The sequence below is a fragment of the Dyella koreensis genome, assembly GCF_044904565.1.
GTDB lineage: Bacteria > Pseudomonadota > Gammaproteobacteria > Xanthomonadales > Rhodanobacteraceae > Dyella_D > Dyella_D koreensis.
The window spans coordinates 334,468-351,617 of record NZ_JADIKD010000008.1 but is presented as its reverse complement, the minus strand read 5'-3'; the positions used below and the strand labels follow the sequence as shown (position 1 = coordinate 351,617).

The window sequence follows — 17,150 nt, the reverse complement described above, 5'->3', positions numbered from 1 at the left end:
CAACGGTGTATGACGCCCCTCCCCAGCCCCCGCCAGTGCCGGCACCCCAGGCGCCAGCCGCGCCACTTGACTCTCAGTTGACAACGTTGTCAATCAGACATTTTGAAGGCTGGGCACCCGGACACACTCCGCCCCGCCAGGCCATCGACGGGTGCATCGATTAGATCGAGAAAGGCCTGGCTCAGCCGGGAAAACGACCGCCACTGACGCGGTCGCGGCCTTCCAGATCCGGGACGGTTTCGACCTCGACATAGCCCGCCGCTGTCAGCAAAGCCCGTACCGGCGGGCCCTGGTCCCAACCGTGCTCCATCAGCAGCCAGCCACCCGGCTGCAGGCGGGCCGGTGCCTCCGTTACGATGTGGCGGATGGCATCCAGGCCATCCGTACCCGATGCCAGGGCGCCCGCAGGCTCGAAACGCAGGTCACCCTGTTCGAGGTGCGGGTCGTCCGCTTCGATATAGGGCGGGTTGGAAACGATCACCGCGAAGGACTCGCCAGACAACGGTGTCATCCAGCTGCCCTGTAGGAACCGGACGTTGCCGATGCCGAGCCGCTGCGCGTTGCGGCGTGCCACGGCCAGAGCCTCGGCGCTGACGTCCACGGCGCTTACCTGCGCCTGCGGCCGCTCGTGCGCAATGGCGAGCGCGATGGCGCCGCTGCCGGTGCCGAGGTCGGCGACGCGCAGCGTTTGGCCTGCGGGCAGGTGTCGCAGCGCAAGCTCCACTAGCAATTCGGTTTCCGGGCGTGGAATCAGCGTTGCCGGTGTCACTTCTAGCTCCAGCGACCAGAAGCCGCGATGGCCGGTGATGTATGCCACGGGTTCGCCGGCAGCGCGGCGCGCGATCAGCGCTTCATAGGTCGCGATCACATCCGCATCGAGTACATCGGTGTCGTGCGCGATCAGCCAGCTGCGCGGCTTCTGCAGCACATGCAGCAATAGCGCCTCGGCATCGACGCGTTCACCGAGGCGCTGCGTTGCAGCGGCCAATACGCCACGGACATCAGACATCGCGGGCGGGCTCCTCCGGCGGCGTCGGCAACTCCGGCGGCGCATCCGACTTCGGCGCGCGCTTGCGCCAGTAGCCGTCTTTCGTCCACGCCTCGAAGCCCCAGCGCAACCAGCCGATCAACGCATTCGCCAACCACAGCGCCCACGCCAGCATGGCGATCTTGTAGACCCACAGCGACACGCTGAACACGCCGGCGCGCGGCAGCACATCCAGCGCCTGATCGGCGAACCAGCGCAACTGCCACGCAGTGGAGTCATTGCCAGCGACATGCATGTCCGGCAACCCCAGCAGCCCCTTGGGCACTGCCGAGATCAACACCGCCAGTGCAATCAAGGTGAGTCCCGCGAGACTTGCCTGCGTCAGGTTGAAGCCGGCCCGGCCAAGCCGCTCAGTCGGCAGGCGCAGACGCAGCCCCAGCAGGATCAGCCACACCACCACCAGCGCATACGCACTCCACGCGAACGCGGAGAAGCCCAGCCCCAGCAGCAGCCAGTGATGGAAGCGCAGCGGCGTCGGCGCGAAACGCGCGAGCAGCCATGCCGCGAACAGCAGCACGACCAGCTGCGACCAATACAGCACGGCGGGACCGGCGGTCGGCCCCCACGTCCATAGCACCCAGCGATCTTCTGGCAGGTTCTGATCGAGCGAGATGTTCGCGGCCGGCGCCTGCAGCGCCAGCACCGACGTGCGCGTGATCAAAGACACGCCATGTGGCTCGCGCAGGCGCAGTTCAAAACGATGCTGGCCTGGCAGCATCGGCAGGCCAAGCTTGTTGTCGCGGATAGCGAGGCTGATGGCGTCGCCATCGCGCGATGCTTCCAGCAATTCGACACCCGGCGGCAACTGGATGGCATGTTCGCCGCCACGCGTACTGCGCGCGAGCAGACTCAGCGTCGTTTCGGTGGCGCGATCGCCCACCGCATGACTGACCTGCACACTGTCGAAGGCCAGGCTGTCGCCGGCCGTCGCCTTCGGCTGGGTCAACGCAAGCTGCAGGGTTTCACCGGGCAGCGGCTGGAATACCAGGCCACCATCGTTCTGCGTCATCGGCACGCCACTGCTGTCCACATGCCAGATCGGCGCGGCCTGTAGCTGCCACTGCTCAGCGCGTTCGCCGAGTGCCGGCGCTTTCAGTTCGAGCTTGTCCGTGTGATCCAGCCGGCTGGTCCAGCTCACTTCCTGCTGGCCCGCGTTGAAGGTCACACCGATGCGGCCGTCATGCACACGGGCATCGTCGCCCAGCGGATGCTCGCCGGACAGCAGCGGAAGTTCGAGACTGAAGCCGCCATCGCGCGGCGCGATGCGCTCGACGGTGTTCTCCACCGTCCAGTCCACACCAAGCACCAGCGTGCGGGTAACACGCACATACGGCGGGAACGTCTGCGCTGCCGAAGCCACTTCCTTGCCATCGGCACCGGCGCGGACGCGATGTAATGCGAGGCTGTCGCCCAGCGCGCGCCCTGCATCCACGCCATCGAGCGCCCAGCCCTGGGCACTGAAAGTCACATGCTGCGGGCGCAGTGCGAAACGCAGGCTGGCCGTATCGGTGTTGTCCACACGGTAGCGCAAGGCGATGCGATGCACGCCGCGCTCCAGTCGCACCAGGGTCTGTTCGCCGCGCTGCGCCAGCGGCGCATCCGCATGTCCATCAACGCTCACATCCAGCAGCTGCAAGGCCGCATCGGGACGCGGCAACGGCACCGCCACCGGCGCGCCGGCGTGGACTTCCATATCGAGCTGGATCTGCTCACCATTCGCTTGCAACGCAGCCGACGCGATGACCGCGCAATCCGGCACACATTTCGGCGCTTCCGTAAGACGGCCCTGCAGCTGACGCAGCAGTTCATCGCTGGGCAGCGATTGCGCCTGCACATGCGTCGGCACCGCCAACAGAAGCGGGGCGAGCAACAGCAATGCCACGCCAGTACGCGCGAACGGCCATGCACGCCAGGCACCGCCCGATGATGCAAACAACCGCAGCACGATCCTGCCCAGCAAGGCCACCAGCAGGCCGAGCATCAGCACGCGCAGCAGACGCACCAGCCATGCCGGTGCGATGACCAGGCGCGTGGTCTGTTCCGCGGTAATCGGGCCGGACCAGCCGAGGCGATAGTTGTTGCCGACATTCCACGACGGTTCGCCACGGCCAGCCTGGATCACACTGTGGTTGTCGGCGGCATGCGCGAAGCGGTTGCCCGGCGAAATCGCCGAGCCGGTGACCATGACACTTTGCAATGAAGCCGGGGCATTCGCATCAGCTTCGGCCACGCTATCCATATCAGCGGGAGGAGCCGGCGGTGCAGGCGGTGGCGCCCTCATAGCGACGATCTTGGGTGGTGGTTGATTTGGTGCAGGGATCGGATTGGTCGCCGCTTCCTCGATAGCCGGCGCTACTTCCGCCTTGGCCTTGGAGGCACGACGATCCTGCGCATATCCCTGCGCCAAAGATTCATTGCCAATGTTGATGCCCTGCCCTTCCAATTGCGGATGCAAGGCGTAATCCATTTGCGTAGCGGCAAATGGCAGCGACCACAGCGCGGCGAGCGCAAGAGTGGCACCTGCGCCGATGCGTGTACCAAGGCGCAACCGCCCTTCCGGCAATGCACGCGCGAGCAGGCCTAGCGCCAGCGCCACACCCAACGTCCAGCGCGGCGCACCTGATTCATGCTGTGACAGCGCAAGGAACCCTATCGCCAGCAAGGCCCAAGGCCAGCCGAGCAGGCGGCCCGCGAGCAAGGCGATCAAGGCCACGATGAAAAGATCGAGCAGGCTCCACTGCGCGATCCACGAATCCGGCGAACGATCCGCACCACTCGCACCGATCAGACGGAAACCGTAGGGAAGATGCAGCGTGCCGTCGATGCCTTCCAGCGGCAGCTGCCAGCCACCGCTGGGAAGTGCGCCACTGTGCGACGGAAGGCGCATGCCGGCCTGCAGATTCAGTTCCGACTCGCGTAGCTCCACACCGCTGCGGCCATCGCCCGCCGCGGTAATCAGCAACGGCGTATCGCCCTGCGTCGCGCGCTGCAGTTGCCACGGCGCGGCCACATCCAGGCGCTGCCGCTGCCGCAAGGTGCCATGGAGCTGGTCGCTGACGTTGAGTCCACGGCCGTCGAAGTCCAGCCACATCTGCCGTTGCACCTGGATCTGATCGCCCTGCCCGCCTTCGCCGCCGCGCGTGCCCTGCTCGACAGTGAGGCCGCTGTCATCGTCCAGCGCGAAGGCCGGCAACTCTTGCCAGTCGCCCGGCACACCAGCCTGCGAGGCGTCGGTCGCCTGCCCTTGTACGCGCGTGCTACGCAGCCCGGGATCGTCGGCATAGCTCCAGATTTCCTGGCGCGGCCACGGCTGCGCCGGCAGCTTCAGCGCCACCTGCTGCAAGGTGTCGGTACTGCGCGCATCCAGATGCAAGGTCCATTGGCCAGGACGCAACTGGATGCGCAATTGCCCATCGTTCTCCAGCCGCGCCGGCAGATCGCCGCTCAATGAAGTCGCTACGAAGCCCTTCGGCAATGCCGGCCCCAGCAACTGCTCGCGCGCACTGCCGGTGACGTTCAACTGCAGCTGCGTTTCCAGCGTCGCCGGCAAACCGTCCTCAAGGCGGCGATAGACGCGCAGCGACAGCGCATCGGCCGCGCGCTGCGCTTCGGCCGCTTCGCCCAGGGTGAGCTGCTCGCCGTTGCGCTCCACGCGACTCACCGCATGCCCATCCAGATTCAGCGCAACGAGGCCGATCGCATTCGGCACACGCAATCGCGCCGGTCGCGTATCCCAGGGCAGTACACCGTGCAGCGCGTAATCGCCAGGTTCCAGCCACAGCATCGGCTGGCCGTTGCGATGAAGCACCGTGAGCGGCTTACCGCCGGCGGTGACTTGCTGCGGCCAGTTGCGCTCGTCGCCTGGCAGGCTGACCCAGCCGGGCGCATCGACATGCACATCAAGACTGAAGCGCCCGCCATCTTTGCCGGCATCCAGTGCCAGGCGGCCGGGCCATGCGCACTGATAGCTGCCGGCATTGGGCGCCTGGCTGGCCAGGAACGGACAGGCATGTTGCGGCACGTCGTGCAGCGCCCAGTCCTTCCAGTCGCGCAACGGTGGCGGCACATCCTGCGCGAATGCCGAGACGGCTATCGCCAGCCCTCCGAACAACCATCCCCATCGACGCATGCCGGTCTCCTTTAGAGCCTGTTCCATATCTTTGCGTAGCCCGCGTTGCTTGTATGTGGGGATCAGGTGGTGGAGCGTGGCGCAGCACCTGGCTTATTGCCAGGTCAAGCCGCGCGCCGCCGCATGGTCCCCACATACAAGCAACCCTCCGGGCCGGATCTGTTTGCCCACATGCCTGCGTCATCACTCGGTTGTGTACGGACGTACACGCCCTCGTTCTTCCTTGGCCTGCGCGCAAACAGATTCCGGCGCGGGCCACGCAAAGATATGGAACAGGCTCTCAGCCGTCAGTGGCCGCCGTGCAGTGTAGGTGGATTCGGCGGCGTGATGAAAAGCACTGCTAAGGGATGCAACGGAGCATGATCAAAAACGGGGTTGAAGCACCCGCCCCCCCCTGTAGGAGCGCACCCTGTGCGCGAAAGCCCTGCGAAGCAGGGCCATTTTTGCCAGACGGGAAAGGAAAGCAGCCTTGCTTCGCAGGGCTTTCGCGCACAGGGTGCGCTCCTACCAGATGTGGCAAAAAGAATGGCCGGGCGGTTTTCACCGCCCGGCCATTCTCATTCCCCAAAAGCGATTAGCGCAGGATCGCTGCCGGATCCTGCTTGGCCTTCAACGCTGAACACAGCAGGGTTCCCTCGGTGTTCTGCGCCAGACCACGCTCGGCACCGGTCACTTCCTTGGCGCGCGTCTTGAAGAACTCCTGCAGACGATCAGCCTCGGCCTTGGAGCAGCCGCCGCCGCCCATCAGGCCCGGCAGACGGCCGCCGGCGAAGCTGCCGGTGCGGGCCACGATCTTGTCGTAGTTCGCCACCGACCACTTCCACATGGCGTCGCGGCCGGCCTGGGTATCGCGGTTGCCCATCAGCAGCGCAGCCATCTCGCCCACCTTCACCTGCTTGTCCAGCGAGAGGTTGCGCACCTGCTCGGCCAGCGCCGGGTCTTCGACCTGAGCCAGGCCACTGAGGATGGCGTTGCGCTGCGCGGGATCGCTGGTCTTGGGCAGTTCGGCGGTCAGCGCGTCAACCACCGGCTTGCCATGCTCCTGCGCCGCCACGCCCAGCGCGGCACCGAGCAGGTTGGAGTCGGCGGCGGCGAAGTCGAGACGGCCGTCCTTTGCCTTCAGTACCGCGTCGCCCTGCTTGAGCAGTTCGGCGCGAACTTCCGGCAACTTCACGTCCAGGCCAAGGAAGTTGGCCAGCGTGGCGCGCTGCAGGGAATCGCCATCGGGCTCACCGTCCTTACGGTGATAGCCCAGCTGCTGCAGGCTCGGCAGGTACGACGACTTGGCCCATGCCACCAGCTTGGCGCGCTGCGCATCGGTGGTGGCGAGCTGGTTGAAGATCCAGTTGAAGGTGCCGATCGGCGCGGTGGCAACCTCGCGCACCTTGGAACCGGTGAGCGGCTTCAGCGCGGCCAGCGCGGTGCCGGCGTCGATGTCGCCACGCTTGAACGACGCATTGATCGCATCGGCATAAGCCAGCTGCTCGGCATCGTCGAGCTTGCCGATCTGCTTGCCGAGGGTGCCGAGGTCGGCCTTGTCCATGCTGAAGCGGTAGTAGCCGCTGCCGTTGGCATTCGGCATCACCCAGCTCTGCGCGGTGGCGCCCGGCAGCGCCATGGTGCCCTGCGCCTTGTTCAACAGCTCGCAGCTGACCTTGCTGCCGTCGGCGGTGCCGTAGCGCACGCACACCGGCACGCCCCACAGATGGTTCGCATCGCCGGTGCTGCCCAGCGGCAGGTAGCGGCTCTGGCTCAGATGCAGCACCGTCTTGCCGCCTTCCTGCGCCAGCTTGGTCTGCACATATGGCACGCCCGGCTGGTTGAGGAAGCTCTTGAAGGCTTCCTTGAAGTCATTGCCCTTGTCGGCGGCCTTGGCGATGGAGTCGACCAGATCGTCAGCCGTCGCGTTGCTGAACTTGTGATCCTGGATGTACGCGCGCATGCCCTTCTGGAACACCGGCTCGGTCACGTAGCCCTCGAACATGCCGAGCACGGCCGCACCCTTCTGATAGGTGATGCCGTCGAACGCGGTCTCGATGTCGCCGTTGCCGGTGATCGGCTGGCGGATCTTGCGCGTGGTGACCAGGCTGTCGCCGTTCATCGCGCCCTGCGCACCGCGCACGCGGTCGAGGTCGGCGCGATATTCCGGATGCACCTTCTGCGTCACCTTCTGCTGCATCCAGGTGGCGAAGGCTTCGTTGAGCCACAGGTCGTCCCACCAGCCCATGGTCACGGTGTCGCCGGTCCACTGGTGGGCCAGCTCATGCGCAGTGACGTTGAACGAACCGCGCACGTATTGCGCAGCGGAATCCTTGTCGAGCAGCAACAGCCAGTCGCGGAAAGTGACCAGGCCCGGGTTCTCCATCGCGCCCGCGGAGAAGTCCGGCGCGGCGAGCAGGTCGAGCTTGTCGAATGGATAGCCGAAGCCGTAGTAATCCTCGAGCGCCTTGATGATGCTCGGCGTTTCGCTCAGCACATGCTGCATGCGATGGCCTTCGCCCTTCGCGGCGATGCCGCGCAGATCGGTGGCCTGCTTGCGGTACTCCGACGCGGGAATGGTCGGACCGTTCACCACATCCCACGGACCCACGCCGAACGCGACCAGATAGGTCGGCAGCGGCTGCGTGGTGGCGAAGGTCAGCGTCTTCCAGCCGTCGCCGGCCTTCGCTTCCTTCACCTGCTTGGTGTTGGCAATGCCGACTTCATCGTTGGGGATGGTCAGCGTGAGATCGAACGGCGTCTTGAACGACGGCTCATCGAAACCCGGGAAAGCGAAGCGCGCGCTGATCGGCTCCATCTGCGTCATCGCATACGGCTGGCCTTCGTGACTCACCTTGTACAGGCCCTGCAGCTGCTGGTTGAGCGGCGCGGTGTACTCGATCGCCACGCTCAGCTCCTGCGGCTGCAGAGTGCCGCCGAGGTCGATGCGCACCACGCCTTCCTTCGGCGCCACGTCTTCGTACTTGCCGACGTGCTTCTTGCCCTTGGCGTCGGTGACGGTCACCTTCGACACCTTCAGCTCGCGACCGTGCAGCCAGATGTGATCGGACGCCTGGGTCAGCTTGAGCTTGATGGTGGTGGTGCCCGAAAAATCCTGCTGCTTGGGGTCGACCTTGAAGGCCAGCTGGTAGGACTCCGGCATCGCCCAGCGCGGCAGCTTGCCCTGGGGCTGGTCCGCGGCGGTGGCGGCGAAGGTCGCGCCACAGCACATGGCGAGGGCGGTAAGGACGAGTGGGCGGACGGCACGGCGCATAGGTTGAAACTCCCCAGGGAAATGCAAAAAGAGCCGCCAAACTAGGAGCAGCCATGACGAATGACCCAGTGCCAAAAGGCATGACCGGGGCCAGCGCCTGGCCGCGGCACGGGATGCGGCGGCGCAACATCAGCGATGGAACTCACGAAATCGCCGACAAAATCTTGCGATATTTCCTAGGGTGCTTGCTATAGTCGATATGCGCTGTTGCGGGATTCCATGGCAGGTATCCATGTCCTATCTGAGCCGAATGAACGTGCTGCCCCCGCGCACCCTGCGCGTGATGGTGCTTGAGGACGATGACCTGCTGCGCGAGCGCATCCTTCTTCCCGGGCTGGTGGATTTCGGCTTCAACGTCACCGGCGCGCGCTCCGCCGCCGAGTTGTACCGGCGCATGCTGACCGAGCATTTCGACGTGATCGTGCTCGACATCGGTCTGCCCGACGAAGACGGTCTCACCGTTGCGCGCCACCTGCGCAAGCTGTCGTCGATCGGCATCATCATGCTCACCGGCAGCAAGCGCCGCGCCGATCAGATCGGCGCGCTCAGCGGCGGCGCCGATCTGTTCCTGTCCAAACCGGTCGACGTGGAACTGCTCGCCGCCAATCTGCACAGCCTGGCCCGCCGCCTGCAGATTCCGTTGCGCGGCAGCTTGCAGCGCCTGAGCGCGGCCGACGAGCCGGGCAAATGCTGGCGCCTGGAAACCGACGGCTGGTGCCTGATCTCGCCGGAAGGCGCGATGGTCGCGCTGTCGGTGCCGGAACGTTGCGTGATGCAACGGCTGTTCGCCGCGCACGGCCATCCGGTATCACGCGAAGCACTGATCGGCGCGCTCTCCGAAGACGTCTACGAGTTCGATCCGCATCGCCTGGAAATGCTGGTGTATCGCCTGCGCCGCAAATGCAGCGAGCAGATCGGCTCCGCACTGCCGTTGATGACGGCGCGTGGCGCAGGCTATGTGTTCGTCAGCGAGAACACGGCGGACAAGAGCGCGGCCGACGCCGGCCAGGAACTCAACCCGCAGCCAGCGGCAACCTGATCGAAAACGACGCGCCCTGCCCCGGCGCGCTATCCACCACGATGCTGCCGCCCGCGCCGGTCACCAGGTCGTACACCACGCCCAAGCCCAGACCGGTGCCAGCGCCTGGCGGCTTGGTGGTGTAGAACGGTTCGAACACACGCGCACGCACCTGTTCGCTCATGCCGCTGCCGTTGTCTCGAAGCGTAATCAGCACACACGAAGCCATGTCTTCGCGGTAAGCCTCGATCTCGAACACACCGGATTCCGCCGGCATCGCGTCGCGCGCATTCGCGGCGATATTCAGCAGCATCAGCTCGAACTGGCCGCGATCCATGCGCACCGGCAAGGCAACGCCCATATCCGCGTGCAGATGCAGCCGGGTGGTGGCGCCGAACAACTGGCGCAGCATCGGTACCAGTTCGCGCAATGCTTCCGCTGCATCGAAGGTCTGCGGCGCGGCGACATCGTTGCGGCTAAAGGTAAGCAGCTTGCGGCTGACCGCGGCGGCGCGGCGCGCGGCCAGCTCCACGCCTTCCAGCGCATCGACCAACGCGCGCTGCCCCTTGTCGGCCAAGCGCTCACGCTGCGTGGAGAAGCCCAGGATCACTCCGATCACATTGTCGAAATCGTGCGCCACGCCGCTGGCGACGCGACCCACCGCCTCCAGCTTCTGCGCGTGCAGCAGCTGTGCCTGGGCGCGCTCGCGCTCCACCATCTCGCGCTGCAGCCGGCGTCCGCGCTCGTTCGATTCATCCAGGCTTTCGCGCAATGCATTGACGCAACGATCGATGACGATAGTGATCAACAGATAGCTGATCATCGTCGACGGCAGATTGCCGAACGCCGCGGCACTCGGCTTGCCTTCGCTCACCAGCGCCTGCGCATCCACCAGCATGGCGAAGATGAAGGTCGCCAGCAGCATCGCCAGAATCACCCACAACGCGCGCCGCCCCAGCACCAGGCCACCCACTACCAGGCTGAGCACGATAAAGGTCTGGTCGAACATCAGCGTGGTAAAGCCGATCGCGGTTGAATCCGCCAACAGCCCCAGCAGCATCACCGCCAGAAAGAGCTGGATGGCCAGACGGAAGCGGCCGGTGCGAATCAGGAAGAACGCCACCAGCGCGGCCACGGCGGTCGCCATGTCGGCGGCCAGCAGCAAATCCCGTCCGCGCCACTTGCTCATGCCCACCACCAGCAGGTGATAGGCCCAGTTGATCGGCAGCATCAGGCCGATGAACAGCAATACCAGCTGCATCACCACGGCATTGCGGCGATCCACCGGATCGCTGACCGGCGCGCGTTCAAGCCAGTGTTTTGCTGAAAGCCAGAGCTGACGTAACACAACCACTCCTTTGGTACGCAGTGATGTCGCCGAGCTCGGTATTTGTCGCACTCGCGTGAAGAGAGAGCAAGCGATGGCTTTGGTTAGGTTCGGTTAGGTCGTTGGAAAGCGTGCGTGACTGGCGCCCCCGCTTCACCAAATCTCGACGAATGACGGGGCCCGGGAGCGGTCCCGGCACTCGTACTGGCCGCGCTTGGGGGAGCGCCGCCGTGCGAAGGGTTCGATGCCACTTCGACCAGGCAGTCCGCAGGGACGCCAAGCGCTGTCTGGCCTATCCGATCCGTCCTGATCCAATTCGTCTTGGGGAGTCAGCTAGTGAACACGATCTATAGCAAGGTCTGGAGCAAGTCGCTCGGCATGTTGGTGGTGGCCTCGGAACTGGCACGCGCCAGTGGCAAGGGCGGCGCGACGAAACGCGCACGCTCAATGGTCGCCGCCATCGCTCTGGTTGCCTGTCTCGGCGCAGGCGAGGTGCATGCGACCGAAACCGTCGCCGCGAACACCACAGTCGCCCCCGCTTCCGCCAGCGACGGACAACCCAACCCCGATGGCAGCTTCGCCACCGGCGGCGGCACGGCCCAGGGTGCCGACGCCACCGCCATCGGCAACACCAGCCAGGCCGGTGCGGCTGGTACTACGGCGGTCGGCGCCAACAGTAAGGCGAAGAAGATCAGCGCTTCAGCTTTCGGCAACAACGCTAACGCGGCCGATACCAATACCACTGCACTCGGCGCCAACAGTCAGGCACTGCTGGCGACTGCCACCGCGGTCGGCTCCAATGCGCAGGCGCGTGCTACCGGCGCGACTGCGCTGGGGTATGACGCTCGCGTAATGGATGCGGCGACCAATGGCACCGCGCTGGGCACGCGCAGCAACGTATCGGCGGCCAATGCCGTGGCGCTCGGCGCCGATTCCAAGGCGACGCGCGCCAATACGGTATCCATCGGCTCGGCCGGCAACGAGCGCCAGCTCACCAACGTCGCTGCGGGCACACAGGCCACGGATGCGGTGAACAAGGCGCAGCTCGATGCACTGAGCGACAGCACGAGCGATGCGCAGCACTACTTCAAGGCTGATGGTGCGAAGGACGGCAGCGACGACGCCATCATCAGCGGCGATGGCGCGCTCGCCGCCGGCAAGAGCGCGAACGCGCAAGGCTGGGAAACCATGGCGCTGGGCGCCAGCGCGCAGGCCACCGGCAATGCGTCCATCGCCATCGGTGGCGAAAGTATTTCGGCGGGCATCGGCAGCACCTCGGTCGGCCAAGGCTCGATGTCGTTCGGCGACTCTGCCGTCGCCGTGGGCCAGAGCGCGTACTCGGGCGGGTTCGGCAATACCGCGGTGGGTGCGCACGCGAGCGCCGAAGCCGAACAGGCGGCGACCGCACTGGGCGCGCTGAGCGTGGCGGCAGGCATGGGTTCTACCGCCGTCGGCGGCGGTGCCGAGGCGTATGGGCCTGGTAGCCTGGTGGCGGGCTTCGGCAGCGGCGCGAATGGCGAAGCCGGTGTTGCGATGGGCGCGTACTCGCGCGCGGTGGCCGGCGGCTTCAACGTCGCCGTGGGCGGATACAGCACTGCCATCGGCGTCGGCGCGGTCGGCGTGGGCGGCAACAGTCTGGCGTATGGGCAACATGCGCTCGCACTGGGCTACAACGCCGCTGCGAACAGCGACGGCGCGATCGCCATTGGCGGCAGCGAGTGGACCGATACCAACGGCGACGGCATGCCCGGCCTGGGCGAATCCACTTTTGCCGAAGGACAGAACGCGATCGCGTTGGGCAATCTTGCCGGCGCCAGTGGTGCGGGCGCGCAGGCGATCGGCAGTGGCGCCATCGCGCGCGGCGACAACAGCACGGCGACCGGTGCCGGCAGCCTGGCCAACGGTGCGGCGAGCACGGCTACCGGCGCGCTGAGCATCGCCAACGGCACGCAAAGCAGCGCGCACGGTTATCAAAGCGATGCGGAAGGCGATTACGCGACGGCGACCGGCAGCGGCAGTCTTGCGCTCGGCACAGGTTCGTCCGCGCACGGCAGCGGCGCCAATGCGATCGGCGACTACAGCGTGGCCGAGGGCTATGCCAGCGTCGCCAGCGGCGATCACGCCATTGCGCAAGGCGGCAACAGCCAGGCCACTGGCGATCACGCGATCTCGATCGGCGCCGACAGTGTTTCCAGCGGCGTCGGCAGTGTGCTGGTCGGTGCCAGCGGCATCGCCGAAGGCGACTTCAATACGACGACAGGCGCCTACGCGCACACCGCCGGATATGGCGCGACGGCCTATGGTGCCGGTGCACTGGCCGATGGCGGTTACGCGCTGGCTCTAGGCACCAACTCCATGTCGCTGTCGACCGGCAGCATCGCCATCGGTACCGATACGTTCGCGGCAGGCGGCGATCACACCATCGCGATCGGCTCGATCTCTACGGCCACCGGTCAGCACGGTGTCGCCATCGGCTATTACAGCACTGCGGCGGGCGATGGCTCGGTGGCCATCGGCGGTTCCTATGCGCTGGAGCCCGGCACCATCGGCTTCGATCAGAACGTCGGCGCGTGGGGGCGCAACAGCGTGGCGGTGGGCGCAGGCTCGTCGTCGCAAGCGGACGGTGCTTTGGCACTCGGCGCAGGCGCGATGGCGGCTGGCGTCAACTCGACGGCGATCGGCATCAACTCCGTCGCCTATCGCGACAACACCGTTTCGGTGGGCAACGACTTTACTGGCGTGAATCGCCAGATCACCAATGTGGCGAATGGCACTGAAGCCAACGACGCAGTGAACGTGTCGCAGCTCAATGCCGCGACCGCCACGGCCACTCACTACCTCAAGGCCAACGGCAACAACGACGGCAGTGATGACGCCATCGCCGACGGGCAGTACGCCGTCGCCGCAGGTGCGGGCAGCTATGCCGCGGGCCTGGGCGCCGCCGCATTCGGCAGCGGCGCGAATGCGCTCGGCGCGCAAAGCGCGGCGATCGGTTATGGCAGCGTGGCTTCCGGCGACAACAGCACGGCGCTGGGTTCGGCCGCGCAGGCTACCGGCGAATCGAGCCTCGCGCTCGGCGGTCAGGCGCAGCAGTTGGATGCGGCAGGCAATCCAGCGACCGACGCCAACGGCAATCCGATCTACACACCGACGGTCGCCTCCGGCAAACAGTCGAGCGCGATCGGCCAGGGCGCGCAGGCCGTGGGCGACAACAGCATTGCGATGGGTACTGCCAGCCAGGCCAATGGCGGTGCATCCATCGCGATGGGCGCAGGTTCGGTGAGCAATGGAAGCGGTGGCGTCGCCATCGGCGTCAACAGCACGGTCAATGGTTTTGGCGGTGTCGCCATCGGCAACGTGGCCGATGTGGAAGGCCCGTTCGGCACGGCGATCGGTATGTTCTCGCTGGCCAAGGGCTGGCAGAGCACGGCGATCGGCGGCATGGCCTACGCCAATGGCATGGGCAGCTCGGCGCTCGGCTCCGGCGCATTCGCCAATGGCATCTTCGCTACGGCGGTCGGTGCATCCTCACAAGCCGGCGACGTGAGCACGGCGGTCGGCAATGGCAGCATCGCTGGTGTCGGCGCAACCGCGTTGGGCACCAACAGTCTGTCCGGCGACAACGGCACTGCACTCGGCATCAATACCTGGGCGAAGAACCAGTCGGTCGCCGTGGGCCTGGAAAGCTGGGCCACCGGCAATGTCGCCACCGCCATCGGCTACAACAGCTATGGCGCGAACGACAACAGCACGGCGGTGGGTGGCAACGCGCGTGCGATGGCCGACAACAGCGTCGCGCTCGGCCAGGGTTCGTATGCGGATCGCGCGAACACGGTGTCGGTCGGTTCGGCGAAACCGTGGACCGATCTCGATGGTGTCACTACGCATCCGGCGATCGATCGGCAGATCACCAATGTCGCCGCAGGTACCGAAGCCACCGACGCAGTGAACGTGTCGCAGCTCAACGCCGCCACGGCGAGTTCCAGCCATTACTTCAAGGCCAACGGCAACAGCGACGGCAGCGATGACGCGATCGCCGATGGCGAGTACGCCACCGCCGCGGGCGCGGGCAGCTATGCCGCAGGCCAGGGCGCGTCCGCGTTCGGCAGCGGTGCGAATGCGCTCGGCACGCAGAGCACGGCAAGCGGTTACGGCAGCGTCGCTTCAGGCAACAACAGCGCGGCGTTTGGTTCGGCGGCGCAGGCGTCGGGCGAATCGAGCGTGGCGTTGGGTGGACAGACGCAGACGGGTGTCGATGCGAACGGTAATCCGGTCTATGCACCTACGGTGGCATCGGGCAAGCAGGCCACCGCGATCGGTGCGAGTGCACAAGCGATCGGCAACAACAGCATCGCCATGGGCACGGGGAGCCAGAGCAACTCTGCCAACAGCATCGCCATCGGATCGCGCGCGTCGACCAAGGGCACCAGTGCGGTCGCGATCGGCGCCTCCAGCAGCGCCAACGGTGCGGGTGGCGTGGCGATGGGTTCAGGCGCGGCGGCCAACGGTCCGTTCGGCTCAGCCATCGGCATGCTTGCGTCGGCGAATGGCTGGCAGAGCACGGCGCTCGGCGGCCTGTCCTATGCCAGTGGCATGGGCAGCACCGCAGTGGGTGCGGGCGCCTGGGGCAATGGCTTGTTCAGTACGGCGGTAGGCGCATCATCGCAGGCCGGTGAATTGGGTACCGCCGTCGGCAACGGCAGTGTCGCCGGCGCTGTTGCCACCGCCCTGGGTACCAACAGCCGTTCCGGCGACAACGGCACAGCACTCGGCATCAATACCTGGGCGAAGAACCAGTCGGTCGCGGTGGGCCTGGAAAGCTGGGCCACCGGCAATGTCGCCACCGCCATCGGCTACAACAGCTATGGCGCGAACGACAACAGCACCGCCGTGGGCGGCAATGCACGTGCAATGGCGGATAACAGCGTCGCGCTTGGCCAGGGTTCGTATGCGGACCGCGCGAATACGGTGTCGGTCGGTTCGGCGAAACCATGGACCGATCTCGACGGCGTCACCACGCACCCGGCGATCGACCGCCAGATCGCCAACGTCGCTGCTGGCACCGAATCGACCGATGCAGTGAACGTGCAGCAGCTCAACGATGCGGTGAGTACGGTGGGCAGCGGCATCGCCAGCAGTGTGAAGTACGACGGCGCCGACAAGTCGACGATCACTTTGCAAGGCAACGGCGGCACCATGCTTACGCAGTTGCGTGCCGGCGCACTGTCGGCCAGCAGCACCGATGCGATCAACGGCAGCCAGCTCTATAACCTGGGCGATGGCATCGCGCAGATGCTGGGCGGCGGTGCAAGCATGGGGGCCCATGGCCTGTTCGGGCCGGTCTACAACATTCAGGGCAGCCGCTATTACAGCGTCGGCGATGCACTGGGCGCGCTGGACGGCTCCATCGGCGCGCTCACCAGTCGTGTCGATGCCATCGAACAAAAACCGGGTAACGGCAACGCTGGAAATGGCAACGGCAAGGGAAATGGCAAAGGCAACGCCAACGCCAACGCCAGCATCAGCAAGGTATCCGCAGGAGATGGTCGCGGCACGGCGATCGGTCAGGGCAGCCTAGCCACCGATAGCCGCGATACGGCGGTCGGCCACAACGCCATCATCCATGCCGACGGCAGCACCGCGCTGGGCGACAACACCAGCGTCGCCGCGGTGGCGACCAACGCCGTCACGGTGGGCGCGGACAGCTCGGTGACGGCAGCCTCCGGTGCCGCGGTGGGACAAGGCGCGCAGGCAACCGCCAACAACAGCGTGGCCTTGGGTGCGAGCTCGGTAGCGGATCGTGCCAACAGTGTTTCGGTGGGCACCGCCGCAACACAGCGGCAGATCACCAACGTGGCGGCTGGCACTGCCGCGACGGATGCGGCCACGGTCGGCCAGGTCGACGAAGCACTGCAAACCGCCAAGACCTATAGCGACGCCGGCAACGCCAAGGCCTTGAGCGACGCCAAGGCGTACACCGATTCGAAACTCGGCAATGCCGTCAGCAGCACGGACTTCAATGCGTTCCGCAGCCAGGTCAACGACCAGTTCCAGACGCTCAACACGCGCCTGGATCGCGTGGGTGCGATGGGTACCGCGATGGCCGGCATGGCCGGTGCGATTGCCGCCGCCCCCGGCACAGACAACAAAGTCAGTGCGGCCGTCGGCGGTTATCGCGGCCAGGGTGCGCTGGCCGTGGGTTATGCCCACCGCATTCCGGGCAATGGCAGCGTGCTTGTCGGTGGAACCATCGCGGGGGGCGGTGAATCCAGCGGAACGGTCGGCGTCAGCTTCGGCTGGTGATGCGGCGGCGCCGACCTGCCCAGACACAGGAACGCGCCATCGGCCTGTCTTACTCCGCCATGCACCCGCAAC

6 protein-coding genes are annotated in these 17,150 nt (G+C 66.1%); 2 read left to right on the top strand and 4 right to left on the bottom strand.

Annotated features, from left to right (window positions below; genetic code table 11):
* Positions 1-181: 181 nt before the first annotated feature.
* The 3 genes from prmC to ISS97_RS07185 all read right to left on the bottom strand — a co-directional run bounded on the left by prmC (position 182) and on the right by ISS97_RS07185 (position 8,430).
* Positions 182-1,009: a peptide chain release factor N(5)-glutamine methyltransferase gene (gene prmC, locus ISS97_RS07195; RefSeq protein ID WP_379986944.1), complete on the bottom strand. Its 828-nt coding sequence runs from the start codon at positions 1,007-1,009 to the stop codon at positions 182-184.
* A complete protein-coding gene (locus ISS97_RS07190; RefSeq protein WP_379986945.1) occupies positions 1,002-5,177 on the bottom strand; it encodes a hypothetical protein in 4,176 nt (1,391 codons plus the stop codon). Before ISS97_RS07190 ends, prmC begins: the two co-directional genes overlap by 8 nt.
* A gap of 574 nt (positions 5,178-5,751) precedes the next feature.
* Positions 5,752-8,430, bottom strand: a complete 2,679-nt coding sequence (locus tag ISS97_RS07185) for a M1 family metallopeptidase (RefSeq protein WP_379986946.1) — start codon at positions 8,428-8,430, stop codon at positions 5,752-5,754.
* A 232-nt stretch (positions 8,431-8,662) separates the two neighbouring features.
* On the opposite strand from ISS97_RS07185, the gene ISS97_RS07180 reads away from it, so the two are divergent.
* Positions 8,663-9,469 carry a response regulator transcription factor gene (locus tag ISS97_RS07180; RefSeq protein ID WP_379986947.1) on the top strand — a complete coding sequence of 269 codons (807 nt, stop codon included), beginning with the start codon at positions 8,663-8,665 and terminating at the stop codon, positions 9,467-9,469.
* Here the strand turns inward: ISS97_RS07180 and ISS97_RS07175 are convergent.
* Positions 9,444-10,796, bottom strand: a complete 1,353-nt coding sequence (locus ISS97_RS07175) for a sensor histidine kinase (protein ID WP_379986948.1) — start codon at positions 10,794-10,796, stop codon at positions 9,444-9,446. The two genes, ISS97_RS07180 and ISS97_RS07175, sit on opposite strands and share 26 nt — an antisense overlap.
* A 315-nt stretch (positions 10,797-11,111) precedes the next feature.
* Between ISS97_RS07175 and ISS97_RS07170 the strand changes: the two genes are divergently transcribed.
* On the top strand, positions 11,112-17,078 hold the full coding sequence (locus tag ISS97_RS07170; protein ID WP_379986949.1) for an ESPR-type extended signal peptide-containing protein: 5,967 nt from the start codon (positions 11,112-11,114) through the stop codon (positions 17,076-17,078).
* Positions 17,079-17,150 lie beyond the last annotated feature (72 nt).